This is a genomic window from Streptomyces sp. NPDC002787 (assembly GCF_053592095.1).
In genome coordinates this window covers 114,260-136,905 of record NZ_JBSFVC010000008.1, presented here as the reverse complement: position 1 = coordinate 136,905, position 22,646 = coordinate 114,260, and the positions used below count along the sequence as shown (strand labels likewise).

Sequence of the window (22,646 nt, the reverse complement as noted above, 5' to 3'; positions counted from 1 at the left end):
GCCTCAGCCGTCGTCCTGGTCGTCTTGGGTGTCCTGGTGGTCCGGCGTGGGCAGGCGCAGTCCGCGTGACTCGGCGACCCGCAGTGCGTCGCCGAGGCACTCCGCCAGCCGGAGCCCGGCGTACCGCACCTCGGTGTACGGGGACGCGGGGTCATCCAGCACCTTGCGGGCATGGCCGAGTACGTCGGTGCCCACGGTCAGTTGCACGGCCTCCATCTCGTCGGCCAGGCGGGACACGTAGCCGCCCTCGTTGCTGGGGAGGAGGTAGCACGGGTTGCCCTCCGAGGAGGTCCAGGGCAGGAGGCGGGGTGTGGTGACCGAGTCCATCAGGCGGCTGCCTCTACTTCCATGCCGATGAGGTAGGGGCGAACGAGGGGGCTGGTGCCTCCGTCGCAGGGGCCGAGGTCGAGGCCGTACGGGGAGCGGTGAAGCGGTAGTCGTTCTGCGGCGGGGTGGGGGCGGGGTGCGGGCGGCTGCTGGGTGGGGCGGGTGCCCGCGCGGTGCGTTCCCGCGCCCGGGGTGAGCAGAAGGCCCAGTAGCGGGCGGCGCGGTGGATAAGGTTGCGCATGTCGATGCTCCGGTTGCAGCGTCGGCCACGCCCCGGGGTCCTGGCAGGCCGCCGGGGTTCTTTCGTTCTTCAGACTACAGTGCATTAGGGAGCGTTGGGTAGCAATAGGAAGCATAGGGTTGCACCTGAGTGTTCCCGTACGTAGTGCGGCGCGTCGAGCCGCCTTAGCGTGCAGGCATGGTTGACGACCGTGACTGGAGCCCTGACCCGACGAGCCACGTCTACGTGTACCTCCAGGTCGTGCATCATCTCGCCGAGCAGATCCGTACCGGGCGCCTGCCCGCGGGGGCCCGGCTTGCCGCCGAGCGCGACCTCGCCGAGCAGTACGGCGTGGCCGTCAACACCATCCGCCGGGCTGTCCGCGACCTCCGCGATCAAGGCCTCGTCATCACGGTCCCCGTGAAGGGCACCTTCGTCCGAGCCGAGCAGCCGCCCACCGGCGACACCCCCGAAGACGCCCCGGCCGCCGGCTGATCCGCCGCCACCCGTACCGCCACCCGCACCCACATGGGCCAGACTGGAACCCATGACGATTCACGAGAACCTTCTCGGGGGCCCGCCCCCGACGCACCTCCCCGACGACCCGGAGCCCCGCGAACTCCTCGCGAGCGGCACGGCCCCGGCCGACGTCGCCGCCAAGTACCCCACCTCCTCCCTCGCCTGGGCCCAGCTCGCCGACGACGCGTACGAGCGGGGCAGTGTCGTGGAGTCGTACGCCTACGCCCGTACGGGCTACCACCGCGGCCTGGACGCCCTGCGCCGCAACGGCTGGAAGGGCCACGGCCCCGTCCCCTGGGAGCACGAGCCGAACCGCGGCTTCCTGCGCGCCCTGCACGCCCTCGCCCGCGCCGCCGGAGAGATCGGCGAGCAGGAGGAGTACGAGCGCTGCTCCCAGTTCCTGAAGGACTCCTCCCCGACGGCGGCGCAGACCCTGAGCTGACCCGGGGACTTGTTCGCGCAGGTCCGCCTGGTGTGATCAGGCGGACCTTGCGGTTCGTGGGCGTATCCCCGACGATGCCGGTGGGGACCGGGGCCCCCGTGTCGGAATTCGGCAGGGGCGGACCGCTACCCGGAGTACACAGCAGGAGACAGCGATGTCCCTTCAGGCTCAGCCCCACGAGGCTTCGGAGCCCGAGACCCCGCATCTCGACTTCCAGGGCACGACCCCGTACGAGGACTACGTCCAGGCGGACGTCCTCACCCACCTCCAGCACCCCCTCTCCGACGACCCCGGAGAGATGGTCTTCCTGGTGACGACCCAGGTCATGGAGCTGTGGTTCACCGTCATCGTCCACGAGTGGGAGACCGCGACCACCGCGATCCGCAACGACGACGTGGCGACGGCGAGGGACGCGCTGAAGCGTTCCGTGCGCGAGCTGGAGGCCCTGAACGCCTCCTGGAAGCCCCTGGGCCAGCTCACCCCCGCCCAGTTCAACTCCTACCGGGACGCCCTCGGCGAGGGCTCCGGTTTCCAGTCGGCGATGTACCGCCGGATGGAGTTCCTGCTCGGCGAGAAGTCCGCCTCCATGCTCGTACCGCACCGGGGCGCCCCGCGTGTCCACGCCGAACTGGAGAAGGCGCTGCACGAGCCGAGCCTCTACGACGAGGTACTGCGGCTCCTGGCCCGCCGAGGCCACGCGATCCCCGCGTCCGTCGTGAACCGTGACGTCTCGCAGCGCTACGAGCCCTCCGCCGAGGTCGAGGAGGTGTGGACCGAGCTGTACTCCGGCGACCCGGACCATGAACTCGCCCGCCTCGGCGAGGCGTTGACCGACGTGGCCGAACTCGTCTGGCGCTGGCGCAACGACCATCTCGTCGCCACGCGCCGCGCGATGGGCGCCAAGGCCGGCACGGGCGGCTCCGCCGGCGTGGCCTGGCTGGAGAAGCGCGCCCGCAAGAACGTGTTCCCCGAGCTGTGGACGGCGCGTTCCCATGTCTGAACTCAACGTTGAACTGGCCGCAGTCGCAAAGGAGTTGGACGCGGCCGACGAACTGGCCGGCCTGCGCACCCGCTTCGTCCTCGACGATGCCGTGTACCTCGACGGCAACTCGCTCGGCGCGCTGCCGGTGTCGGTCCCCGGGCGGGTGGCCGACGTCGTGTACCGCGAGTGGGGCGAGCTGCGCATCCGTTCCTGGGACGAGAGCGGCTGGTGGTCCGCGCCCGAGCGGATCGGCGACCGTATCGCTCCGCTGGTGGGCGCGGCGCCGGGCCAGATCGTCGTAGGCGACTCCACAAGTGTCAACGTTTTCAAGGCGGTTGTGGCGGCGGTACGGATGGCGGACGAGGCCGGTGAGGGCCGGCGCGACGAGATCCTGGTCGACGCGACGACGTTCCCCACGGACGGCTACATCGCCGAGTCCGCGGCCCGCATGACGGGCCGTACGCTGCGCCCGGTGACGCCGGCGGAGGTGCCGGAGGCCCTGAGCGACCGTACGGCCGCCGTGCTCCTCAACCACGTCGACTACCGCACCGGCCGCCTGCACGACCTGCCGGGTCTGACGGCGGCGGTCCACCGCGCGGGCGCCCACGTCGTCTGGGACCTCTGCCACAGCGCGGGGGCCCTTCCCGTGGGCCTCGACGAACACGGCGTCGACCTGGCGGTCGGCTGCACCTACAAGTACCTCAACGGCGGCCCGGGCTCCCCCGCCTACCTCTACGTCCGCCAAGACCTCCAGCCCCGCTTCGACTCCCCCCTCCCCGGCTGGACCTCCCACGCCCAGCCCTTCGCCATGCACCCCACGTACGACCCGGCCCCCGGAGCCGTACGGGGCCGCGTCGGCACACCTGACATCCTGTCAATGCTGGCACTGGAGGCGGCACTTGACGTCTGGTACGGGGGCCAGGGAGGGGCCGGGGTGACGATCGAGTCGGTTCGCGCGAAGTCCCTCGCCCTGACGGACTTCTTCCTGCGCTGCGTATCGACGTACGCCCCGGAGGGCCGCGTCGAGTCCCTCACCCCGACCGCCCACGCGGAACGCGGCAGCCAGGTGGCCCTCCGCTGCGACGACGCCGGCGACATCATGAAACGCCTCATCGGCAAGGGAGTCATAGGCGACTTCCGCCACCCCGACGTCCTCCGCTTCGGCTTCACCCCGCTCTACGTCAGCTTCACGGACGCGGAACGAGCGGCCCGAACACTGGGCGAAACGCTGCGGACGCTGCGGTAGCGCTGCGGGGGCCTCGGCCTCGGAGGCAGGGATGCCGGGAGGGCCTTGGCCTGGGGGCAGCGGTGTCCGGGGAGACCTCGGCCGTCGGTACAACGGCGCTGGGGGCACCTGGGGGCCGAAGGGGTAGCGGTGCTGGGGGCTTCGGCCATTGGGGCAACGGCGCTGGGCTCCGGCGGGGGGTGCTTGGCCCTGCCGCAGCGCCGCATGCGGGGCCGGTCCGCTCGTCGTAGCCGCAGGCGGGCCCCGGTCCGCTCGGCGTAGCTGCGGGCAGTCGTGCCGCTGGGGCGGGACGGGTGGGCGCGGCGGCACCCCGCAAGCGCGGGCGAGCGAAGCCCACCCCTGCCCAGCCGCGGCGTCGGCCCAGCTTTCATCCGCCGCCCATCCGGCCCCGCCCCGGCCCACCCCCATCCGCCTGACCCAGCGTCACATCCCCGTGTCGACGCACGTCACCGGCCTGATACCGTCCCCGCCAACGGCAGGCCTCCCCACCCCAGAGACCCGCCCACCCCAAACCCTTCCAAATCCATTCCACCCGAGAGGTTGGCGCATGCCCGACGACGACGCCGCAGCCCGCGATGCCGCCGAAGAGGCGTCCGCCTTCTCCCACCCCCCGGTCGCCCCCCTCGTCACCTCCCCCTACGGTGACCACCCCGACCAACTGATCGACTTCTACGCCCCCCGCACCCCCGACGCGGCCACCGCCCCCTTGGTCGTAGTCCTGCACGGCGGCGCCTGGCGAGCCCCGTACGACCGCCACCACATCACCCCCTTCGCCGACTTCCTCACCCGCCACGGCTTCGCGGTGGCCAACGTCGAGTACAGAAGGGGCACTTCACTCCCCGCACAGTCCGGCCCGACCAGCACCCCCACCCCGATAGCGGGCCGCTGGCCGGAGACGTTCGACGACATCGCCACCGCCCTCGACGCCCTGCCCGCCCTCGTACGCGAGGCCCTACCCCAGGCGGACCCCCGCCGCACGGTCCTCACCGGCCACTCAGCCGGCGGCCACCTCGCCCTGTGGGCCGCCGCCCGCCACGTACTCCCGGCCGACTCACCGTGGCACACCCCCCGCCCGGCCCCCCTCCGCGGCGTCGTCGCCCTGGCCCCCATCGCCGACTTCGCCGTAGCCGAGAAGCTCGACGTCTGTGGCGGCGCGGCCACCCAACTCCTGGGCGGCCAGGACAAGTTCACCGAACGACGCCCCTACGCCGACCCGGCCCTCCTCCTCCCGACCGGCATCGCCACCACCCTCGTACAGGGCCGCTCCGACATCGTCGTCCCCCAGGCCGTCGCCGAGGCGTACGCCGACGCCGCGGCCAAGGCGGGCGAGGTCGTGGGTCTGACACTCCTGGAGGACGTGGGCCACTTCCCCCTCATCGACCCGGCGGCGGACGCGTGCGCGGTGGTGGCGGAGGAAATCGCGCAACTGGCCTGGTGAGCGTACGGGGATGGCCCCGCGCCGCCCGCGTCGGTGACCTGACCGAGCGGGAGACGGAGGTGCTCTCCCTGATCGCGCAGGGCCTGCCCAACGCCGAGATCGCCCAGCGTCTGGTCGTCGCCGAACAGACCGTGAAGACCCACGTGGGCCGCATCCTGGTCAAGCTCGGTCTGCGTGACCGCACCCAGGCGGCGGTCTTCGCCTACGAGTCGGGCCTGGTCCGCCCCACGGGATACTGAGCGGACACCGCCACGGTGAGCGACAGCCCCACCCCCGCACGACCCGTAGTACCTGAGAAGGACCCGGACAGACCCTCCTCACTGGTGACGACGCCGACCCCGCCCTCCACCTACCGTTTTCCACGTGACCGAGACGACCCAGACGCAGACGATGCCCTCACGCGGTGGGGGCAGGCCGAGCAGCCCGGAGTTCCGGGTGGCGATGGACGCGTGGCGCAGGATGCGGCAGGACCTGTTCCACGACGCGTTCGCCTACCGACCACTGCCGCCCATGAGGATGGACGGCCTGTTCACCAGCCGGCTCTCCGGCCACCTGCGGGAGTACACGCGCTGGACCCCGCACGCGATCGTGGTGGCGGCCGGCCTGCTGGCGCTGACCATCTCGGCATCCGCCAGCCAGGGCAACGGTGAACTCGCCATCTTCCTGTCCGCCCTCCTCGCCGTGTGCCCGGTCCTGCTGACGCTGATACGACCCGTCGGAGCCTTCTGGGTGTCCATGGCCGCCACCCCCGTCACCGGGGCGTTCAGCGACATGTGGAGCGACTGGCCCTGGGCGGCCGGTAGCTTCGCCTGCCACCTCGTGGTGCTGACGGTTGTGGCACTGCGCACCCGGCCCCGCACGGCCGCGTGGATGTGGGCCTTGACCGCGACGTACGGACTGCTCCTCGAAAGCACCATCGGCACGGGTCACTACGCCTCGAACACAGGCCCGTTCCTGGTCATCTCCGCGATGGCCCTGCTGGCCGCGTCCGTCGTGAACATACGCCGGTCGGCCCAGCAGGAGGTGACCGCCCAGCGGACCGTGACGGCGCACGAGCGTTCCAAGCGCACCCTCCTCGAAGAGCGCACCACGATCGCCCGCGAGCTGCACGACGTGGTCGCCCACCACATGTCGGTGGTCGCCATCCAGGCCGAGGCCGCGCCCTACCGCGTGGAGAACCCCCCGCCGGAGCTGGAGCAGGCCTTCGTCACGATCCGGGAGAACGCGGTCGCCGCGCTCACCGAGCTGCGCCGCGTCCTCGGTGTCGTCCGCGCCGAGGACTACGAGGCCCCGGACGCCCCGCAGCCCACCCTCGCCGACCTCGACGGCCTGCTCGCCAATGTGCGGGAGGCCGGCCTGACGGTCGACAAGGCGGTCACCGGGGCGGTCCGTGAACTCCCGCAGGGTGTGGAGCTGTCGGCGTACCGCATAGTCCAGGAGGCTCTCAGCAACACCCTGCGGCACGCGCCCGGCGCGACGGCGCGCGTGGAGATCGGCTACGTCCTGGGCGGCCTCGGCCTGCGCATAGTCAACGGCCCCTCCCCGGAGGTGACCCTGGTGAAGTCCACCCACGGGGCGGGCCACGGCATCACCGGCATGCGCGAGCGCGTCACGATGTTGAACGGCGAGATGACGACGGGCGAGACGGACGACGGAGGGTACGAGGTGACGGTGTTCCTGCCGGTGTCCACGGTGAGCGAGGCCGACGCATGACGATCCGCGTGCTGATCGCCGACGACCAGATGATGGTCCGCGAGGGCTTCTCGGTGCTGCTCGGCGCGATGCCGGACATCGAGGTGGTCGGCGAGGCGGTGAACGGCCGGGACGCGGTCGACCGGGTCCGGGAGCTGTCGCCGGACGTGGTCCTGATGGACATCCGGATGCCCGAGCTGAACGGCATCGAGGCCACCCGGGAGATCGTGGCGGCGGACGGCGGGGCGAAGGTGCTGGTGCTGACCACGTTCGACCTCGACGAGTACGTGTACCAGGCGCTGCGCGCGGGAGCCTCCGGTTTCCTCCTCAAGGACGCCTCGGCACGCCAACTGGCCGACGGGGTCCGGGTGGTGGCGGCCGGCGAGGCCCTCCTCGCCCCGTCCGTCACCAAGCGGCTGATCACGGAGTTCTCCAAGCTCGCCCACGTTCCCCGCCCGTCGGCGGCCACCCAGCTGGCGTACGGCGAACTCACCGACCGTGAGACGGAGGTCCTGGTCCTCATAGCCCAGGGGCTGTCGAACTCGGAGATAGCCGAGCGCCTGGTGGTCGCCGAGTCCACCATCAAGACGCATGTGAGCCGAGTCCTGGTGAAGCTGGGCCTCCGCGACCGCACCCAGGCGGCGGTCTTCGCCTACGAGGCGCGGCTCGTCACGCCCGGCTGACCGGGCACCGGGAGCGGTTTTGTCGAGGTCACGCGCCGGTTCCCCCTGTTCAGCGGGCCCGGTCGCGGGTTAGCGTCCGTTCATGGCACCTGCTTCCGACCTCGCTTTCGACCCGTGGGACCCCGACTTCGTGGCCGACCCGTACCCGGCGTACGCGGAGCTGCGGGCCCGGGGCAGGGTGCGGTACTTCGAGCCCACGAACCAGTGGCTCGTCCCGCACCACGCGGATGTCTCGGCGTTGCTGCGGGACCGGCGGCTCGGGCGGACGTACCAGCACAGGTTCACGCACGAGGACTTCGGACGGACGGCGCCCCCGGCGGAGCACGAGCCGTTCCACACCCTGAACGACCACGGGATGCTCGACCTGGAGCCCCCGGACCACACGCGGATCCGGCGACTGGTGTCGAAGGCGTTCACACCGCGCACGGTGGAGCAGCTGAAGCCGTATGTGGAGGAGCTGGCCGGTGAGCTGGTGACGCGGCTGGTGGAGGCCGGCGGGGGTGATCTGCTGGCGGATGTCGCGGAGCCGCTGCCGGTGGCGGTGATCGCCGAGATGCTGGGCATCCCCGAGTCGGACCGGGCGCAGTTGCGGCCCTGGTCGGCGGACATCTGCGGGATGTACGAGCTGAGCCCGTCGCAGGAGACGGCGAAGCGGGCGGTGCGGGCGTCGGTGGAGTTCTCGGAGTATCTGCGGGAGCTGATCGCCCACCGTCGGGCGGAGCCGGGCGAGGACCTGATCTCCGGCCTGATCGCGGCGCACGACGAGGGCGACCGGCTGACCGAGCAGGAGATGATCTCGACCTGTGTGCTGCTGCTGAACGCGGGCCACGAGGCGACGGTGAACGCCACGGTGAACGGCTGGTGGGCGCTGTTCCGCAACCCGGAGCAGTTGGCGGCGCTGCGGGCGGACCACTCGCTGGTCCCGACGGCGGTGGAGGAGCTGATGCGGTACGACACCCCGCTGCAGCTCTTCGAGCGCTGGGTGCTGGACGACATCGAGATCGACGGTACGACGGTTCCCCGGGGGGCGGAGATCGCGATGCTGTTCGGCTCGGCGAACCACGACCCGGCCGTGTTCGCCGACCCCGAGAAGCTGGACCTCACCCGCAGGGAGAACCCGCACATCTCCTTCAGCGCGGGCATCCACTACTGCATCGGCGCCCCCCTCGCCCGTATCGAGCTGGCGGCCTCCATGACCGCCCTCCTGGAGAAGGCACCGGCACTCGCCCTCGCCGCCGAGCCGACGCGCAAGCCGAACTTCGTGATCCGGGGGCTGGACGGCCTATCCGTCGAGGCCTGAGGAGCCCGCGCCACCCGAACCCGACTCCGCCCCCGAACCCGACTCCGCCCCCGCCCCCGACCGCCGTCGCCGGGCCGGCAGGAGTGCGATCGTGAGGCAGACGAGGGCCGGGAGGGCGGCTCCGGCCAGGGCCACGAAGGGGAGTTCGGTGGCGAGGACGGTGTAGTCCATGCCCTCGCCCTCGAAGCCGCCTCCGAGATGGCGTTGGGTGCGGTCGGAGGTGCCCCAAGCGAGCGTCGCGGCCGTCGCGCCCACCGCCGACAGCGCACAGCCACCACACCCCAGCACGCTCTGCCGATCGAGCCCCCGGCCCCGCTCGTCCTCGTCCCGCTGGCGCCGCTCACCCCGCTGTTCCGGTAGGTCCATGTCCGGAGGGACGCGCCGGGTTCGGCCGTGGTTCTTTGAGGTGTGCGCGGTGCGTGCGGTCCTCAGCTGCTCAGATCCCGCCGCCGCAGCCCCGCCAGACCGCCCGCGACCAGCGCCACCGCGAGCCCGGTCAGCACCAGCACGGGCCCCCACTCCATCTCGCCGCCCGGCAGCTTCGGGAGGTGGCCGAAGGGGGAGAGGTCGAGGAGCGCCTGCGGGACGTCGAGGACGGGGCCGATCCAGCCGATGAGGAGGACGGCTCCGGCGAGCCCCCAGGCCGCCATGGCCGCTCGCGGGGTGAGGCCGTACAGCAGGACGGCCGCACCGCCGATGACCCACACCCCCGCGACCTGGACCAGGCACGCGCCCAGGATCGGGCCGGCTTCCTTGCCGTAGCCGAGGGTGAAGCCGAGGCCGGCCAGGAGCATGATCCACACGGTTCCGCCGAAGGCGACGGCCAGGTGGCCGCCGGCCCAGCGCAGTCGGCCGACCGAGTTCGCGAGGAGCGGTTCCGCGCGCCCGGACGTCTCCTCGCCGTGCAGGCGCAGGACGGCGCTGACGATGTACAGCGCGGCGATCAGACCGAGCATGCCGATCATCGAGGCGAGGAAGGCGTTCGTCAGACCCGACTGACCGCCCATGCGTTCGAAGATCTCGCGGGCGCCCTTGTTGTCGCCGACGAAGTCGGCCGTGCCCTCGGTCAGCCCGCCGTAGACGACGCCGACGAGGAAGAACCCGAGGCTCCAGCCCAGGACGCTGCCGCGTTGCAGCCGCCAGGCCAGGGCGCCGGCCGTACCCAGTCGGCCGGCGGCCGGTCCCGGCCGGGTCGGCAGGAAGCTCATGCCGACGTCACGGCGCCCGGCGAGTGCGTACGCCACCGCGCCCTGGACGGCCGTCGCCGCCACGAACAGCAGCAGCACCCACCACCGCTCCTCCGCGAACGGACGCTCGTTCTCCAGCCACCCCAGCGGCGACATCCACGTGAGAAAGGACGAGCCGTCGTTCTCGGAAGCGTCGCCCGCCGCCCGCAGCACGAACGCCGCGCCCAGCACCCCCGCCGTCAGCCCCCGCGCCAGCCGCGCGCTCTCCGTCAGCTGGGCGACGACCGCCGCCATCGTCGCGAACACCATCCCGACGCCCGCGATCCCGAGCCCGAAGGCCGGCGCGCCGGAAGTGCTCTCCCCGGCCAGCCCGAGCGTGACGAGCAGTGCCAGCCCGCCGTTCGCGACGGCCGCCGTGAGCAGGGCGGCGGTCAGGGAGGCCCGGCGGCCCACCATGCCCGACGCGACGAGTTCCTGGCGGCCGCTCTCCTCCTCGTCGCGGGTGTGGCGGATGACGACGAGGAGGCTCATGACGGCGGCGAGGAGGCCGGCGTAGACGCCGACGCGCCAGGCGGTCAGGGCGCCGAGGGAGTCGTCGAAGACGGGGCCGACCAGGGCGCGCAGTGACGAGTTGGTGGTCATCTGGCGCATGAGGTCGGCACGTTCGGCGGCGGTGCCGTACAGGCTCCGCAGGCTGTTGGGCATGGAGAGGACCATCAGCCCGGTCACCGCGACCCAGACCGGGACCATCACCCGGTCACGGCGCAGGGCGAACCTCAACAGGGTTCCCGTCCCGGCGAGTTGACGCTTCCCGCCGGATCGTACGGCGAAGGCGTTCAGGGCTGTGGTGCCGGTGCCGGTGCCGGCCTCCGCGTCGGTGGTGGTCATCGCGCGACCGCCTCTCCCGCTCCCTGGTAGTGCCGCAGGAAGAGCTCCTCCAGCGTCGGCGGGGTCGAGGTCAGCGACCGTACGCCGGACTCGGTCAGGGAACGCAGTACGGCGTTGAGTTTGTCGGTGTCGACCTGGAGGTGGACGCGGTTGCCCTGGACGTCGAGGTCGTGGACGCCGGGGAGGCGGGCCAGGCCGCCCGGCGGTCCGGCGAGTTCGGCGGTGACGGTGGTGCGGGTCAGGTGGCGCAGGTCGGCGAGGGAGCCGCTCTCGACGGTGACGCCCTTGCGGATGATGCTCACCCGGTCGCACAGCTCCTCGACCTCGCTGAGGATGTGGGACGACAGCAGGACCGTACGGCCCCGGCCCCGCTCCTCCCGTACGCACCGCTGGAAGACCTCCTCCATCAGCGGGTCGAGGCCCGAGGTCGGCTCGTCCAGGATAAGGAGGTCCACGTCGGAGGCGAACGCGGCGACGAGGGCGACCTTCTGGCGGTTGCCCTTGGAGTAGGTGCGGCCCTTCTTGGTGGGGTCCAGCTCGAAACGCTCGATCAGCTCCGTGCGGCGCCCGGCGTCCAGTCCGCCGCGCAGCCTGCCGTACAGGTCGATGACCTCGCCGCCGGAGAGGTTCCGCCACAGGGTCACGTCGCCCGGTACGTAGGCGATCCGGCGGTGCACCTCGACCGCGTCCGCCCACGGGTCGCGGCCGAGCACCTGCGCGGCGCCCGAGTCGGCGCGCAGCAGGCCGAGCAGGACGCGGATCGTGGTCGACTTCCCGGCGCCGTTGGGGCCGAGGAAGCCGTGAACCTCGCCGGTGTCGACGGCCAGGTCGAGGCCGTCGAGCGCGTGGGTCCGTCCGAAGGACTTGTGCAGTCCGGAGACGGTGAGGGCCTTAGTCATGTTCAGAACGTACGCTTATTTCAGAAACTTGTGAAGTTAAGGAAGCGTATGAATACCGGTAGGCTGGCCGGTGGTGTCCGACCAGGGGAGATGATCCAGGGATGGCGGCGGATTCGAAGGCCGGAGCGGGGGCCGACGGTGTCGAGGCCGATGGCGGCCGGGCCGTGGGGCGCGACCCCGAGTCGGTCTCCCGTTTCGTCGAGAACTTCGCGGCGCAACTCGTCGAGGCCGGGGTGCCGCGTATGCCGGCCCGGGTCTTCGCCGCGCTCCTCGCCTCCGACACCGGCGCGCTGACCTCCGTCGAACTGGGCGAGCAGTTGCGGATCAGCCCCGCGGCCGTCTCCGGCGCGGTCCGCTATCTCGCCCAGGTGCACCTGGTGTCACGCGAGCGTGAGCCCGGTTCGCGCCGCGAGCGCTACCGCGTCCACAGTGAGCAGTGGTACGAGGCCCTCACCAACCGGGAGGCCCTCATCAAGCGCTGGGAGGACGCGTTGCGCGAGGGTGTCGCCGGCCTGGGCGCCGACACCCCCGCCGGGCGCCGGCTCTCCGAGACCCTCGCCTTCTTCGAGTTCGTCGAGGTCGAGGTCCAGGGCGTGATGGCCCGTTGGCGCGTCCACCGCGAGAAGACCTTCGGCCGGGGCTGACCCCGGGCGGCATCAACCGCCCTCCACGTCTCCCTGTCGCCCGTCGTCCTTCGCGATGCCCGTCTCCGTACGGCCGGCCAGGCGTTCGTAGCGCTGCCGGGCGGCCTGTGGGGTCTGGAGGCCGAGGCCGAAGGCGATCTCCGGCCAGGTCATGCCGCGGCCCCGGGCCATGTCCAGCAGGCCCACCTCCAGTTCGTCCATCTCGCCGCGGGCGAGCGGGACGAGGCTGAGGGCGGCGGTGATGTCGGCGCGGTCGACCTCGGGTTCGCCCTCCTCCAGGAGGGCGGCACCGCTGAGAAGGAACGACACCAACCTGATCGCCTCGTGCGGGCCGAGTACGCGGGGGTGGGTCTGGCGGCGGCGCTGCCCGTCCGTGGCGGCGTGCCGCTCCGCGATGCGGAAGAGGGCGGTGTAGACGCGCTGCGCCCTCGCCTCGTCGGCGCTGGGCGGGGTGAAGGGGTCGGCGGCATCAGGCGGCTGTGGCGAGGTTGACGTCATACGACTCAGCCTCTGATGCAAACAGATTGTTGTCAACGCTTTATTTACGCCTGCTGTGACGTCCCGATTGCTGTCGAGAAGGGTAAATATCAGGCAAATGGGGAAAAGGGAGTGTGCATACATCTTTCCCATGAGGAGCGTGCGCCCCATGTCCACAGGAACGCTTCTTGCGATCATCATTCCGATCGTCGTGGTGGTCGCCCTGGCCGCTGTGGCGGTCTCACTGATGATGCGACGCCGTGAGCTCCGCGATCGCTTCGGCCCGGAGTACGAACGGACGGTTGAGGGCTCGGACAGCCGGTTCGCCGGCGAGCGTGAGCTGAGGGCCCGGGAGAAGAGGCACGACTCGCTGGAGATCAAACCGCTGCCTCCCGTCTCGCGGGACCGCTACACACGTGAGTGGAACAGCGTCCAGGAGGAGTTCGTGGACCGGCCGGAGGACGCCGTGCACGACGCCGACCGGCTGGTGACCTCCCTGATGCACGAGCGCGGGTATCCGACCGAGGGGTTCGAGCAGCAGATGAGGGACCTCTCGGTGGAACACGGCCGCACGCTGGAGCACTACCGCGCCGCGCACGAGGTGGAGTCCCTCAGCACGCGCAGGCAGGCGACCACCGAGCAGTTGCGGGGTGCCATGGTGCACTACCGCGCCCTGTTCGACGAGCTGCTCTCCGACGGCGGCCGGGCCCAGCCCACCCCGTCCTGACGCCGACACGACCCGGCATGGAGGTAGCCATGCACAGCAACGAGGAAAACGACCGCAAGACCGGCGGCCTGTCCACCGAGGATCTCGCCCAGCCCACCACCGGCACCACCGAGGGGACAACCGAGGGGACACCGGGAGGGGCGGAGGAAACCTCCTCGCGAGCCCCGCTCTTCCCGGGCGAGGGCAGCGCGCTCACCGAGACGGAGAGCGGGGGCGAGGCCGCTGAGACCACCACCGATGAGCCCGGCGGCGGAGGCGTCACCGATGAGGCCGTCACCGATGAGGCCACCCCCGGCGCCGGTGAGGCCGTGGCCGAGGAGCCCGAAGGCGGGATCGCCGCGCCGGGCACCCCGGGTGCCTCCGGCACGGCCGACGAGGCTCCCCGGCTGCTGACGGAGGACGAGGAGCAGGGCTTCCGCGAACGCTGGCAGGAGATCCAGAGTCAGTTCGTGGACGAGCCCCGTGAGGCCGTCCACGCCGCCGACACGCTGGTAGCGGACGTCATGCAGACCCTGGCCTCCACCTTCGCCCAGCACAAGAAGGACCTGGAGGGCCAGTGGGGCCAGGACGAACAGGTGGACACCGAGGAACTGCGCGGGGCCCTGCGCCGCTACCGCTCGTTCTTCAACCGGCTGCTCATCACGTGAGACCCACGGCCCACTACACGTGACCGTGAGCCGTACGCGTGGCGTGTGACGCGTGACGCGAGGATTCCGGCCGACCGGTTACGTGTCCTGCCGGCTCACAGGAGTTCCGGCGGCCCGTCCGTCCGGCGGGCCGCCCGGGCCGCGGCTCTCCTCGCCTCGCGGTGTCTCTTGCCCAGCCGCATCGAGTGCAGACACGAGACCCCTTCTCTGCGGCACGCGTCCTTGCAAGCCACGGCGTGGTCGAGCCAGTCGCCGAACGTGGCCATGACCGCGTCGAGCGGCGGACTGCCATCCGGCCGTGCTGTCTCCTCCTCGTCCCCGCTCATGCCGCCGCCCGCCCCTCCCGCAGGTGCGCCGTGACATACGCCCGCACGACGTCCCCTTCGTCAAAGGCCTCGTCCTCCGGCGGCACGGTCCGCGCGGCCGGCCGCCGGGGTTCCCAGCATGGTTCCCGGGGGAGCAGCGGCAACCAGCGCCCGTACGCTGCCCATTGCCGTTCCGCCCGCGCGGCCCAGCGCCGCCAGCGCCCCCGCTCCGGGCTCAGCGTCGCCGCGCTCACCGGGACGACCGCCCCGGGATCACGAAGTACGCCCACACGCACTTGGTGAACGGCCGCAGCTCATGCCCCCACCGCTCGGCCAGCCCGGCGACCACCGTCAGCCCCCGGCCGCCGTCGCCGTCCGGCTCCACCACCGGTGTCGGCACCTTCCCCTTGTCCGGGTCCGACACCTCCACCAGCACCCCACACCCCCGGACCGACAGCACGACCTCGACCTCGGCGAGGCTCACCCGACAGTGCCGTACGGCATTGGTGACCAGCTCTGTCGCCACCGTGGCGATGTCGTGGACGAGTTCCCCGTCGAGGGCCCAGTCCTTGAGGATCCGGCGCACCTGAGCGCGGGCCTCGGGAACGTGTCTTCTCTGCTTGGGGATACGGAAGGAGTCGCGACGTGGGGTGAGAACGGGCATGGCAAAACCCACTGACCAGTCGTCAAGAAAGCACGCCTCAGCGGCGCGTGCTTCGAAGCTAGGGGCAAATTCACGACCCATGCAATGTGGACGACTGAATACATGCACTCGTGTCACTCGATGGTGTGATGCGGTCCTAGGGTTGACGCCTAGCGTGGGATCGTTGCCGCAGCAGAGGGGAGGGCCCATGCCCGCAGGTGGACGGCCGACCGTGCGCAGCAGGCGCCTGGGTTCGGCGCTCAGGAGCTACCGACTGGCCGCGAAGCTGGACCAGCCGCAGGCCGCCGAGGTGATCGCGTCGAGCCAGGCTCGGATCAGCCGCGTAGAGACCGGGCATGCGACACCTCGCGTCATCGAGGTACGGCTGCTGCTCGACGCGTACGGCGTCACCGACCAGGAAGTCCGGGACAAGCTGGAGGACTTGGCCAAGCACTCGAAGAACCGCGGCTGGTGGCTCGAACACGCGGCACACCTGCGGCCGGACTACCTCGACCACATCGCGTTGGAGGACGACGCGACGTACATCCGCGAGTGGCAGCCGGTTCTGGTGCCGGGGCTACTGCAAACCCCGGCCTACGCGGAGGCGGTTATCGCGGCGACCCCTCACTACATCGCTCCCGAACGGATCGCGGAGCTGGTGAAAGTGCGCGTGGGTCGACAAGCGAAGATCGAGGAAGGCGGAGCAACCTACGCCGTCATCATCTGGGAAGCGGTCATCGCGCACCCGCTGGTGAGCGTCGACATCCATCAGGAACAGCTCGCCACGATCCTTGAGGTGGGGAAGCGGAAGAACGTCACCGTGCAGGTGCTGCCGTTCAGCGCGGGGGCGATGGCCGGCCTCACGGATCCCTTTTCGTCCTTCAGCTTCGAAGCCGACCCGATCGTCGAAGCCGTGACCCTGGAGAACTTGCGGGGGACGTCGGTCCTTGAAGCTCCCGAGGACCTGGCGGCTTACGCCAATGCGCACGACCATCTACGATCGGCAGCACTGGCACCGGACGCCAGTGCGCGGCTCATTCGGAGCGCACTGCGGAGTAGCAGGGAAGACGCATCGTGACCGAGGTCATAGGCCCCTTCTGGAAGTCGTCGTACTCCGGAGGGGAGGGCAACTGCGTCGAGGTCGCCGCGACAACCACCGGCGGCCGAGCCATACGCGACAGCAAGAACCCTCACGGCCCCCTCCTCCACCTCAGCCCCACGTGCTGGCACTCCTTCCTGACCGGCATCCTCGTGGAGGAACCCGTCAGGAGTAATTACAGACGCTGCGGCTGATCCGCGCGGATTAACATGGGGAGGTCATCTCCCCCAGGGATGCCCTGTGCCGGAACCCCGGCTCGATTGCGGCGAGCCGGGGTTTCCGATGTTGCCATGAAGGGCTGCCCTATCCGTCGCCGGATTCGGTCGCGTCAGTGGTGGCCGTTGTTCCCGTTGTGCCCGTTGTGCCCGTTGTGCCCGTTGTGATCGTGGATCACGCGGAAGCTGCCCACGATGGCTCCAGTTACAGGTGCCGGCGGCGTCGGGGTGATCGCGGTGGCTGAGCTGCGAGGGCCGACCGTGGCGATGGGAGCGCCATTGTCACAGCTGATCCCGTTGAAGAATTCGACGGTCTTGTCGCTTTCGTTTCGGATGTTGAAGCTGGTAGCGCCGATCGCAGGGGCCATGGGGTTCAGGTTGATGACGGCGACGCAGGACCCCGGCTCGGCGGGATACGTGCGCTCGTTGATCATGATCCGGCCGTGGTCCCGGTGGTGGTCTTCCCGGTGCTCGCCGCGGTTCTCGCCGCGGTGCTCACCCCGGTTCTCACCCCCGTTGCCGCCCCCGTTGCCACCCCGCCCCTCGTTCCCCTTGCCCTGCCTCCAGCTGTTGTCGTGCTGCCCGGCGTCGGACGCGGCGTTCGAGCCGGTGTTGGTGCCCGTGCCGTTGCCGCCGCGCGGGGCCGCGTCGGTGACGGCTTCCTTGACGATCGGGGCCGACTTGGGGGCGGACTCCAGGGCCGAGCTCGCGTAGGTGACACCTGTGGCGGCCGCGACTGCCACGCCGACGGAGGCGGCGATCACCGTGATCTTACGAGTGCGCAATGCACTACCCCTTCTCTTCGTTCTCGCCGGCATGACCTGCCGACGAGAACGAACGTAATGACGGCCATTTCGGCTGTCATTTCGAGGAGGCTCGGAGCGGGGCGAAAATAGGTCTGAACGGGTGCGTGAAATGTCGCCCTGTCGAGTGACCACCGGCGGGTCTGACGTGGCATCAAAATATGGCAGTGAGCTGGTATTTCGAATCCGGCGAAGAATTACGCAGGTCCGTGCTGACATACCGTCACCCTGTTGGGGGTGCCTCGGAACGGATCAACACTCTGATTCGTCATCAGATAACAGCTGACGGTTCCTCAGGAAGGGCTGGAGCAGGGTGAAAAGGCCCTTCCGTCCTGTCGTGTGAATTCGATGGCGAGAAGCGTTTTCCCCGGCGTGTCGCGCGCTCGTGCGGGCCCCGCGACGCGTACCGTGGTCGGCCCGCGCGGAGGCCTGCGGTGCCGGCAACGCACGCCCCCGCGCGCTCACCTGAAAGGGCGGGGCGGTCGGTAAAGCCGGGCGCCCTCTCCGGGCCCCGCGTTCACCCCGGCAACGTCAGGCCCCAGGCCCCCTCCCGCACCGTCCACGTCCGCGTCCGTACGGGCCCGGCTACCAGGGAGTCCGCCCCGTAGCGGAAGTCCGCGCCGGACACGGTCACCCGGTGGCCGGTCGCCTGCAGCGGGGCCGCCTCGGCGCCCACCGACACCGGGCGGATCTCGACGTCGGCGCCGCCGTCCGAGCCGGGGGTGATGGACACGCCCTCCACGGGCTGGTCGAGGTCGACGAGCATCACCCCGTCCACCTCCACCCGCAGCCGCGAGGGCCCGGCCCCGCCCCCGGCGGCGACCCGTATGCGCGGCCGCAGCGGACGCGGTGCCCCAGAAGGCCGCGCAGGTCGCGAAGGCCGCGTCGACAACGTACGGACGAGGGACTGCGGCCAGGCGCGCAGCCAGGAGTGATGGCCGGCCGAGGAGCCGTCCCCGGGGGAGCCGTCCCCCGAGGCGCCACCACCTGCTCCCGCGCCCGTGCACGTGCCGGCCTCCGCGTCGGTCGCCTCCTCCGGCTCGGGAGGCGGCGCGCCCGGCAGGACCGGGATCCGCAGTGTGCCCAGCACCACCCCGTCGCTGTCGTCGACGAGCAGATCAAGCCGTCGCTCGACACCGTCGAGGGCGGCACGGGCCGCCGCGACGGCGTCGGTGGGCACACCGAGGGAGCGGGCGAGCCCGAGCGCCGACCCCACCGGGACGAGCGAGAGGGCGCACGCGGCGAGCTCCCGCCGACGGTGCAGCAGAGCCACGGTCCGCAGCAGCGCGCGGTCGTCGCCGACCACCACCGGCCGCCGCGAACCGCGCCGCGAGAGCGCTCGCGCGAATTCCTCGGGCCCCTCGGGAAGGCACACTTTCGTACTCGCCGCACCCGCGCTGAGCACGTCTTTCGCGATCCGTACCGCCTCACCGTCCGTGCGACGGGCGAGGGGGTCGATGACCACGAGGAGCTGGTCGTAAGGCGCCACCTCGGTCCTGCCTCGCTTCCTCGGGTAGCATCTTTGTGCAAGAGCCCCTTGCGCTATTGCGCCAGGGGCTTCGTCTATTCCGGGGCACCCGGGTCCTACAGTCTGCGACCAACGGCGGTCGCCCGGCGCACGCGGTGGATATGAGCCACCGCGTACGCCCCCGACCTTGGACATGCCCCGCCCGGAAGGGGTGTACGCGCGTGCCCGCACTTGTGCTGCTCGGTGCTCAGTGGGGTGACGAAGGCAAGGGAAAGGCGACGGACCTGCTAGGCGGATCCGTTGACTACGTGGTGCGCTACCAGGGCGGCAACAACGCCGGCCACACGGTAGTCGTGGGTGACCAGAAGTACGCCCTCCACCTCCTCCCTTCCGGGATTCTCTCCCCCGGCTGCACGCCGGTCATCGGCAACGGCGTCGTCGTCGACCCGTCGGTCCTGCTCTCCGAGCTGAGCGGTCTGAACGAGCGTGGCGTCGACACGTCCAAGCTCCTGATCAGCGGCAACGCTCACATCATCACGCCGTACAACGTGACGGTGGACAAGGTCACCGAGCGCTTCCTCGGAAAGCGCAAGATCGGTACGACGGGGCGGGGCATCGGCCCGACCTACGCGGACAAGATCAACCGCGTCGGCATCCGCGTCCAGGACCTGTACGACGAGTCGATCCTGACGCAGAAGGTCGAGGCGGCCCTCGACGTCAAGAACCAGCTCCTCACCAAGCTCTACAACCGCCGCGCGATCGCCGTCGACCAGGTCGTCGAGGAGCTGCTGGGCTACGCCGACAAGCTGGCCCCGTTCGTCGCCGACACGGTCCTGGTCCTCAACCAGGCCCTCGACGACGACAAGGTGGTCCTCTTCGAGGGCGGCCAGGGCACGCTCCTCGACATCGACCACGGCACGTATCCCTTCGTGACCTCGTCGAACCCGACCGCCGGCGGCGCCTGCACGGGCGCGGGCGTCGGCCCGACGAAGATCAGCCGGGTCATCGGCATCCTCAAGGCGTACACGACCCGCGTCGGCGCCGGCCCGTTCCCCACCGAGCTCTTCGACGAGGACGGCGAGGCGCTGCGCCGCATCGGCCACGAGCGGGGTGTGACCACCGGCCGTGACCGCCGCTGCGGCTGGTTCGACGCGGTCATCGCCCGCTACGCGACCCGCGTGAACGGTCTGACGGACTTCTTCCTCACCAAGCTCGACGTCCTCACGGGCTGGGAGCAGATCCCGGTCTGCGTCGCCTACGAGATCGACGGCAGGCGCGTCGAGGAACTCCCGTACTCCCAGTCCGACTTCCACCACGCCAAGCCCGTCTACGAGACCCTCCCGGGCTGGTCCGAGGACATCACCAAGGCGAAGTCGTTCTCCGACCTGCCGAAGAACGCCCAGAACTACGTCAAGGCGCTGGAGGACATGTCGGGCGCCCCGATCTCCGCGATCGGCGTGGGCCCGGGCCGCGACGAGACGATCGAGATCAACTCGTTCATCTAACCCACCGCACCCCGTCCGCGAGGCGGCCGACCCGGTGACGGGGTCGGCCGCCGTCGCGCACCCAGACGCGGCCGGATGGTGTGACTGGTCGCTGCGCCGAGCGCCGCGCAGTTGCCGCCGAGGTCAGCGAACCCTGGCCGCAGCGCAGGAGAACGCTGGGTGAGCGACTGGAAGCCACGTGACGAGGAGAGGGACACTACGCTGGTGAAGGATCCTGAGGAGGAACCGTGACCGCACAGCCCGAGCAATATGGCGGAGCGTTGATTCCCCGCCCCGAGCGCACCCCTGAGGCCCTGCGGCAGGCCCTGGCCGCCGTCGCCCCGCAGCGCCTGGAGGAGATGGCGGAGCAGCGCGACAAGGCCGTTGCTGGGGCCCTCGAAGAGAACTCGCTGACGCCGCTCCGGGCCTGGATCCTCACCTGGGCCCGGGATATCGAGATCGCGCGCAGGCCCGAGCTGGCCGCCCGCTACAAGGACGCGCTGCACCGCATGCACAACGCGGGCTCCGACGAGGCCACCGTCAAAGCGGCTGCCGACGACTTGTCCAAGGTTCTCGATGAGGCGATGGCGGCGGTGCGTCGGTGAGCTGGAGCTGGGAGTACGCTTTCGGCGCTGAGCAGTCTGCCAAGACGCTGCCCGCGCCGTTCCTCGCGAAGGTGAGGGCGAAGGCGGATGAGCTGGTCCGTATGTGCGAGGCCCAGTATCTGGACGGCAAGACGTATCAAGGGGAGGACCCGCCGGGCGGTTCCCTGAGTGTTGGCAGCGGTTTCTTCGACTACCAGATCGTGGTTCGCCACGAGCGCGTGTATGTCGTGCAGCTCACGCATCTTGAGTTCTGATCCTCAGCGCGCCACGGCGCACGCTTCGGCCGGGGCACGACGCCCGCGCGGTCGGCCTGCCGGGTGCCGTCCGCGAGTTGTCGTGGTGTGGGCGGGTCCGAACCGTAGCGGTCCGCCGGCTGGTCGTGGAAGTGGACGCCTCCCGCGATGCCCCTCGCCTGGACGACGTCACGGGAGGACGCCCCCCTCAGTTCGGAGTGGGTGCTGCAGGGGCGCCTGTCGTCGGCACTGGACTCAGTGATCGCTCGCTCCGTCCTCCTTGCTACAGATTGCATCCATCCCGTGACACAGAACGACGGGGCGTTGGGCCACAGCGGGTCGCGTTCCGGCCGTTGTCGGGAGCGTGGTGTGCATACCGGGCATATCCTGATGTTGTGTCCGGCGTACTCCTGTGCGACAGAGGAAGGTGAGTGCGATGCGCGTTCTGTTCAAAGCACGGTTCGATACCGAGAGGTCGAACGAGGCCATCCGCAACGGCACCTTGGCCAAGCTGATGCAGTCCTCCATGGAGCAGGTCAAGCCGGAGGCGGCCTACTTCACCACCGACGAGGGGCGGCGCACCTGCTTCATGGTCTTCGATCTGCAGGACAGCTCGCAGATGCCGTCGATCGCCGAACCGTTCTTCCTCGAACTGGGCGCCGATGTCACGTACACCCCGGCCATGAACCCCGAGGACCTGGAGAAGGGCCTGTCTGCGCTGGGCCGCTGAGCCTGAGCCCGGAGAGCCTCAGCTGAAGACGATCATCGAACCCTGCGCCAGGCTGCGGGTCGCCGCCGCGTGCAGGCCCAGCCAGACGTGACGCTCCCGGGCGAACGGGCTGGGGTCGTACGGGGCGGGCACGGCCGGTTCCTCCAACTCCGTGGGCGCGACCGGCGCTTCGGGCGGCGCCGGCGGGTTCGCCGGGTCGATGCCGATGGCCGGGGCGACGAACTCCAGTTCCCGCAGGAGGCCCTGGGAGGAGCCCAAGGGGCCGCCCCCGGCGAGGAGTTCGTCGTCGGAGAGGGGTTGCGGGAAGTCCACGGGGACGTAGGCGCCCGCGTGGTCGTAGTGCCAGACCAGATGCGACTGCTGGGCCGTCGACTCGAACATCTCCAGCAGCTGCTCGTAGTCCCCGCCCAGCGCGTCCACCGGGGTCACCGCGAGCCCGCACACCTGGAGTAGATAGGCCCGGCGCAGGAAGTGCAGCGCGTCGTAGTCGAAGCCCGCGACGGGGGCGACCTCCCCGGTCAGCCCCGGCATGTACTGGTACACCGGCACCGGTGGCAGCCCGGCCTCGCCCAGCAGCTTGTTGTAGAGCGCGAGTTCCTCGGCGAAGGGGTTGTCGGGCGTGTGGCACAACACGTCCACGAGCGGGACCAGCCAGAGGTCACAGGCCAAAAGAGAACTCCTCGGTCATCCGGCACGCACACGCACGGTAGGGATACGTTCGCGTACGGCACACAGTGGTCAGG

27 protein-coding genes and 1 pseudogene are annotated in these 22,646 nt (G+C 70.5%); 18 read left to right on the top strand and 10 right to left on the bottom strand.

The window, feature by feature from the left end; translation table 11 throughout:
* Window positions 1-3: 3 nt before the first annotated feature.
* Window positions 4-327, bottom strand: a complete 324-nt coding sequence (locus ACWD26_RS13380; RefSeq protein ID WP_451269357.1) for a hypothetical protein — start codon at window positions 325-327, stop codon at window positions 4-6.
* A 418-nt stretch (window positions 328-745) separates the two neighbouring features.
* Between ACWD26_RS13380 and ACWD26_RS13375 the strand changes: the two genes are divergently transcribed.
* From ACWD26_RS13375 to ACWD26_RS13335, 9 genes and pseudogenes are all read left to right on the top strand, one after another.
* A complete protein-coding gene (locus ACWD26_RS13375; protein WP_451269355.1) occupies window positions 746-1,042 on the top strand; it encodes a GntR family transcriptional regulator in 297 nt (98 codons plus the stop codon).
* Between the two features lie 52 nt (window positions 1,043-1,094).
* On the top strand, window positions 1,095-1,508 hold the full coding sequence (locus ACWD26_RS13370) for a DUF3151 domain-containing protein (protein WP_451269353.1): 414 nt from the start codon (window positions 1,095-1,097) through the stop codon (window positions 1,506-1,508).
* A 154-nt stretch (window positions 1,509-1,662) separates the two neighbouring features.
* Window positions 1,663-2,508, top strand: a complete 846-nt coding sequence (locus ACWD26_RS13365) for a tryptophan 2,3-dioxygenase family protein (protein ID WP_451269351.1) — start codon at window positions 1,663-1,665, stop codon at window positions 2,506-2,508.
* Window positions 2,501-3,736: a kynureninase gene (gene kynU / locus ACWD26_RS13360; protein ID WP_451269349.1), complete on the top strand. Its 1,236-nt coding sequence runs from the start codon at window positions 2,501-2,503 to the stop codon at window positions 3,734-3,736. The genes ACWD26_RS13365 and kynU overlap by 8 nt, the downstream gene beginning before the upstream one ends.
* Before the next feature lie 547 nt (window positions 3,737-4,283).
* Entirely contained in the window at window positions 4,284-5,174 is an 891-nt protein-coding gene (locus ACWD26_RS13355; protein WP_451269347.1) for an alpha/beta hydrolase, read from the top strand.
* 14 nt (window positions 5,175-5,188) lie between these two features.
* Window positions 5,189-5,413: pseudogene (locus ACWD26_RS13350) on the top strand (response regulator transcription factor); the annotation flags it as partial.
* Between the two features lie 124 nt (window positions 5,414-5,537).
* Complete coding sequence (locus ACWD26_RS13345; protein WP_451269345.1) at window positions 5,538-6,887, top strand: sensor histidine kinase; 1,350 nt, start codon at window positions 5,538-5,540, stop codon at window positions 6,885-6,887.
* Window positions 6,884-7,549, top strand: a complete 666-nt coding sequence (locus tag ACWD26_RS13340; protein ID WP_451269343.1) for a response regulator — start codon at window positions 6,884-6,886, stop codon at window positions 7,547-7,549. Before ACWD26_RS13345 ends, ACWD26_RS13340 begins: the two co-directional genes overlap by 4 nt.
* Window positions 7,550-7,631: 82 nt before the next feature.
* Window positions 7,632-8,849 carry a cytochrome P450 gene (locus ACWD26_RS13335; protein ID WP_451269341.1) on the top strand — a complete coding sequence of 406 codons (1,218 nt, stop codon included), beginning with the start codon at window positions 7,632-7,634 and terminating at the stop codon, window positions 8,847-8,849.
* Here the strand turns inward: ACWD26_RS13335 and ACWD26_RS13330 are convergent.
* From ACWD26_RS13330 to ACWD26_RS13320, 3 genes are all read right to left on the bottom strand, one after another.
* The gene (locus ACWD26_RS13330; RefSeq protein ID WP_451269339.1) at window positions 8,832-9,215 is read right to left on the bottom strand and encodes a hypothetical protein; all 384 of its coding nucleotides are present in this window, start codon (window positions 9,213-9,215) and stop codon (window positions 8,832-8,834) included. The genes ACWD26_RS13335 and ACWD26_RS13330 overlap by 18 nt on opposite strands.
* Before the next feature lie 62 nt (window positions 9,216-9,277).
* On the bottom strand, window positions 9,278-10,924 hold the full coding sequence (locus ACWD26_RS13325) for an ABC transporter permease (RefSeq protein WP_451269337.1): 1,647 nt from the start codon (window positions 10,922-10,924) through the stop codon (window positions 9,278-9,280).
* Entirely contained in the window at window positions 10,921-11,823 is a 903-nt protein-coding gene (locus ACWD26_RS13320; protein ID WP_451269335.1) for an ABC transporter ATP-binding protein, read from the bottom strand. Before ACWD26_RS13320 ends, ACWD26_RS13325 begins: the two co-directional genes overlap by 4 nt.
* A gap of 101 nt (window positions 11,824-11,924) precedes the next feature.
* Between ACWD26_RS13320 and ACWD26_RS13315 the strand changes: the two genes are divergently transcribed.
* The gene (locus tag ACWD26_RS13315) at window positions 11,925-12,467 is read left to right on the top strand and encodes a GbsR/MarR family transcriptional regulator (protein WP_451269333.1); all 543 of its coding nucleotides are present in this window, start codon (window positions 11,925-11,927) and stop codon (window positions 12,465-12,467) included.
* 12 nt (window positions 12,468-12,479) lie between these two features.
* Here ACWD26_RS13315 and ACWD26_RS13310 read toward each other — a convergent pair whose 3' ends face one another.
* Window positions 12,480-12,965, bottom strand: a complete 486-nt coding sequence (locus tag ACWD26_RS13310) for a DNA-binding protein (protein WP_451269331.1) — start codon at window positions 12,963-12,965, stop codon at window positions 12,480-12,482.
* A 148-nt stretch (window positions 12,966-13,113) separates the two neighbouring features.
* Between ACWD26_RS13310 and ACWD26_RS13305 the strand changes: the two genes are divergently transcribed.
* Together ACWD26_RS13305 and ACWD26_RS13300 are read left to right on the top strand one after the other, a co-directional pair.
* Complete coding sequence (locus tag ACWD26_RS13305) at window positions 13,114-13,671, top strand: hypothetical protein (RefSeq protein ID WP_451269329.1); 558 nt, start codon at window positions 13,114-13,116, stop codon at window positions 13,669-13,671.
* 29 nt (window positions 13,672-13,700) lie between these two features.
* Window positions 13,701-14,318, top strand: coding sequence for a hypothetical protein (locus ACWD26_RS13300; RefSeq protein ID WP_451269327.1), 618 nt, complete (start codon window positions 13,701-13,703; stop codon window positions 14,316-14,318).
* A 95-nt stretch (window positions 14,319-14,413) separates the two neighbouring features.
* Here the strand turns inward: ACWD26_RS13300 and ACWD26_RS13295 are convergent, their stop codons facing one another.
* Together ACWD26_RS13295 and ACWD26_RS13290 are read right to left on the bottom strand one after the other, a co-directional pair.
* Window positions 14,414-14,644, bottom strand: a complete 231-nt coding sequence (locus ACWD26_RS13295) for a hypothetical protein (RefSeq protein WP_451269325.1) — start codon at window positions 14,642-14,644, stop codon at window positions 14,414-14,416.
* A 229-nt stretch (window positions 14,645-14,873) separates the two neighbouring features.
* Window positions 14,874-15,287: an ATP-binding protein gene (locus ACWD26_RS13290; protein ID WP_451269323.1), complete on the bottom strand. Its 414-nt coding sequence runs from the start codon at window positions 15,285-15,287 to the stop codon at window positions 14,874-14,876.
* Window positions 15,288-15,474: 187 nt separating this feature from the next.
* Between ACWD26_RS13290 and ACWD26_RS13285 the strand changes: the two genes are divergently transcribed.
* Both ACWD26_RS13285 and ACWD26_RS13280 read left to right on the top strand, forming a co-directional pair.
* Window positions 15,475-16,344, top strand: coding sequence for a helix-turn-helix domain-containing protein (locus ACWD26_RS13285; RefSeq protein WP_451269321.1), 870 nt, complete (start codon window positions 15,475-15,477; stop codon window positions 16,342-16,344).
* A complete protein-coding gene (locus ACWD26_RS13280; protein ID WP_451269319.1) occupies window positions 16,341-16,559 on the top strand; it encodes a DUF397 domain-containing protein in 219 nt (72 codons plus the stop codon). Before ACWD26_RS13285 ends, ACWD26_RS13280 begins: the two co-directional genes overlap by 4 nt.
* Window positions 16,560-16,693: 134 nt before the next feature.
* On the opposite strand, the gene ACWD26_RS13275 is transcribed toward ACWD26_RS13280, so the two are convergent.
* Together ACWD26_RS13275 and ACWD26_RS13270 are read right to left on the bottom strand one after the other, a co-directional pair.
* Window positions 16,694-17,365, bottom strand: a complete 672-nt coding sequence (locus ACWD26_RS13275) for a hypothetical protein (protein WP_451269317.1) — start codon at window positions 17,363-17,365, stop codon at window positions 16,694-16,696.
* A gap of 535 nt (window positions 17,366-17,900) precedes the next feature.
* Window positions 17,901-18,872, bottom strand: coding sequence for a diacylglycerol kinase family protein (locus ACWD26_RS13270; RefSeq protein ID WP_451269315.1), 972 nt, complete (start codon window positions 18,870-18,872; stop codon window positions 17,901-17,903).
* Window positions 18,873-19,072: 200 nt separating this feature from the next.
* Between ACWD26_RS13270 and ACWD26_RS13265 the strand changes: the two genes are divergently transcribed.
* From ACWD26_RS13265 to ACWD26_RS13250, 4 genes are all read left to right on the top strand, one after another.
* Complete coding sequence (locus tag ACWD26_RS13265) at window positions 19,073-20,356, top strand: adenylosuccinate synthase (RefSeq protein ID WP_451269313.1); 1,284 nt, start codon at window positions 19,073-19,075, stop codon at window positions 20,354-20,356.
* 227 nt (window positions 20,357-20,583) lie between these two features.
* Complete coding sequence (locus ACWD26_RS13260; RefSeq protein ID WP_451269311.1) at window positions 20,584-20,940, top strand: hypothetical protein; 357 nt, start codon at window positions 20,584-20,586, stop codon at window positions 20,938-20,940.
* Window positions 20,937-21,194 carry a hypothetical protein gene (locus ACWD26_RS13255; protein WP_451269309.1) on the top strand — a complete coding sequence of 86 codons (258 nt, stop codon included), beginning with the start codon at window positions 20,937-20,939 and terminating at the stop codon, window positions 21,192-21,194. Before ACWD26_RS13260 ends, ACWD26_RS13255 begins: the two co-directional genes overlap by 4 nt.
* Before the next feature lie 415 nt (window positions 21,195-21,609).
* Complete coding sequence (locus ACWD26_RS13250; protein WP_451269307.1) at window positions 21,610-21,903, top strand: DUF3303 family protein; 294 nt, start codon at window positions 21,610-21,612, stop codon at window positions 21,901-21,903.
* A gap of 18 nt (window positions 21,904-21,921) precedes the next feature.
* On the opposite strand, the gene ACWD26_RS13245 is transcribed toward ACWD26_RS13250, so the two are convergent.
* Window positions 21,922-22,572, bottom strand: a complete 651-nt coding sequence (locus ACWD26_RS13245; RefSeq protein WP_451269305.1) for a hypothetical protein — start codon at window positions 22,570-22,572, stop codon at window positions 21,922-21,924.
* Window positions 22,573-22,646: the final 74 nt, after the last annotated feature.

Bases quoted from the DNA above. Each gene is read 5' to 3' on its own strand.
- ACWD26_RS13380 (WP_451269357.1), bottom strand. From the start codon at position 327: ATGGACTCGGTCACCACACCCCGCCTCCTGCCCTGGACCTCCTCGGAG.
- ACWD26_RS13375 (WP_451269355.1), top strand. From the start codon at position 746: ATGGTTGACGACCGTGACTGGAGCCCTGACCCGACGAGCCACGTCTAC.
- ACWD26_RS13370 (WP_451269353.1), top strand. From the start codon at position 1,095: ATGACGATTCACGAGAACCTTCTCGGGGGCCCGCCCCCGACGCACCTC.
- ACWD26_RS13365 (WP_451269351.1), top strand. From the start codon at position 1,663: ATGTCCCTTCAGGCTCAGCCCCACGAGGCTTCGGAGCCCGAGACCCCG.
- kynU (WP_451269349.1), top strand. From the start codon at position 2,501: ATGTCTGAACTCAACGTTGAACTGGCCGCAGTCGCAAAGGAGTTGGAC.
- ACWD26_RS13355 (WP_451269347.1), top strand. From the start codon at position 4,284: ATGCCCGACGACGACGCCGCAGCCCGCGATGCCGCCGAAGAGGCGTCC.
- ACWD26_RS13340 (WP_451269343.1), top strand. From the start codon at position 6,884: ATGACGATCCGCGTGCTGATCGCCGACGACCAGATGATGGTCCGCGAG.
- ACWD26_RS13335 (WP_451269341.1), top strand. From the start codon at position 7,632: ATGGCACCTGCTTCCGACCTCGCTTTCGACCCGTGGGACCCCGACTTC.
- ACWD26_RS13330 (WP_451269339.1), bottom strand. From the start codon at position 9,215: ATGGACCTACCGGAACAGCGGGGTGAGCGGCGCCAGCGGGACGAGGAC.
- ACWD26_RS13325 (WP_451269337.1), bottom strand. From the start codon at position 10,924: ATGACCACCACCGACGCGGAGGCCGGCACCGGCACCGGCACCACAGCC.
- ACWD26_RS13320 (WP_451269335.1), bottom strand. From the start codon at position 11,823: ATGACTAAGGCCCTCACCGTCTCCGGACTGCACAAGTCCTTCGGACGG.
- ACWD26_RS13315 (WP_451269333.1), top strand. From the start codon at position 11,925: ATGGCGGCGGATTCGAAGGCCGGAGCGGGGGCCGACGGTGTCGAGGCC.
- ACWD26_RS13310 (WP_451269331.1), bottom strand. From the start codon at position 12,965: ATGACGTCAACCTCGCCACAGCCGCCTGATGCCGCCGACCCCTTCACC.
- ACWD26_RS13305 (WP_451269329.1), top strand. From the start codon at position 13,114: ATGTCCACAGGAACGCTTCTTGCGATCATCATTCCGATCGTCGTGGTG.
- ACWD26_RS13300 (WP_451269327.1), top strand. From the start codon at position 13,701: ATGCACAGCAACGAGGAAAACGACCGCAAGACCGGCGGCCTGTCCACC.
- ACWD26_RS13295 (WP_451269325.1), bottom strand. From the start codon at position 14,644: ATGAGCGGGGACGAGGAGGAGACAGCACGGCCGGATGGCAGTCCGCCG.
- ACWD26_RS13290 (WP_451269323.1), bottom strand. From the start codon at position 15,287: ATGCCCGTTCTCACCCCACGTCGCGACTCCTTCCGTATCCCCAAGCAG.
- ACWD26_RS13285 (WP_451269321.1), top strand. From the start codon at position 15,475: ATGCCCGCAGGTGGACGGCCGACCGTGCGCAGCAGGCGCCTGGGTTCG.
- ACWD26_RS13250 (WP_451269307.1), top strand. From the start codon at position 21,610: ATGCGCGTTCTGTTCAAAGCACGGTTCGATACCGAGAGGTCGAACGAG.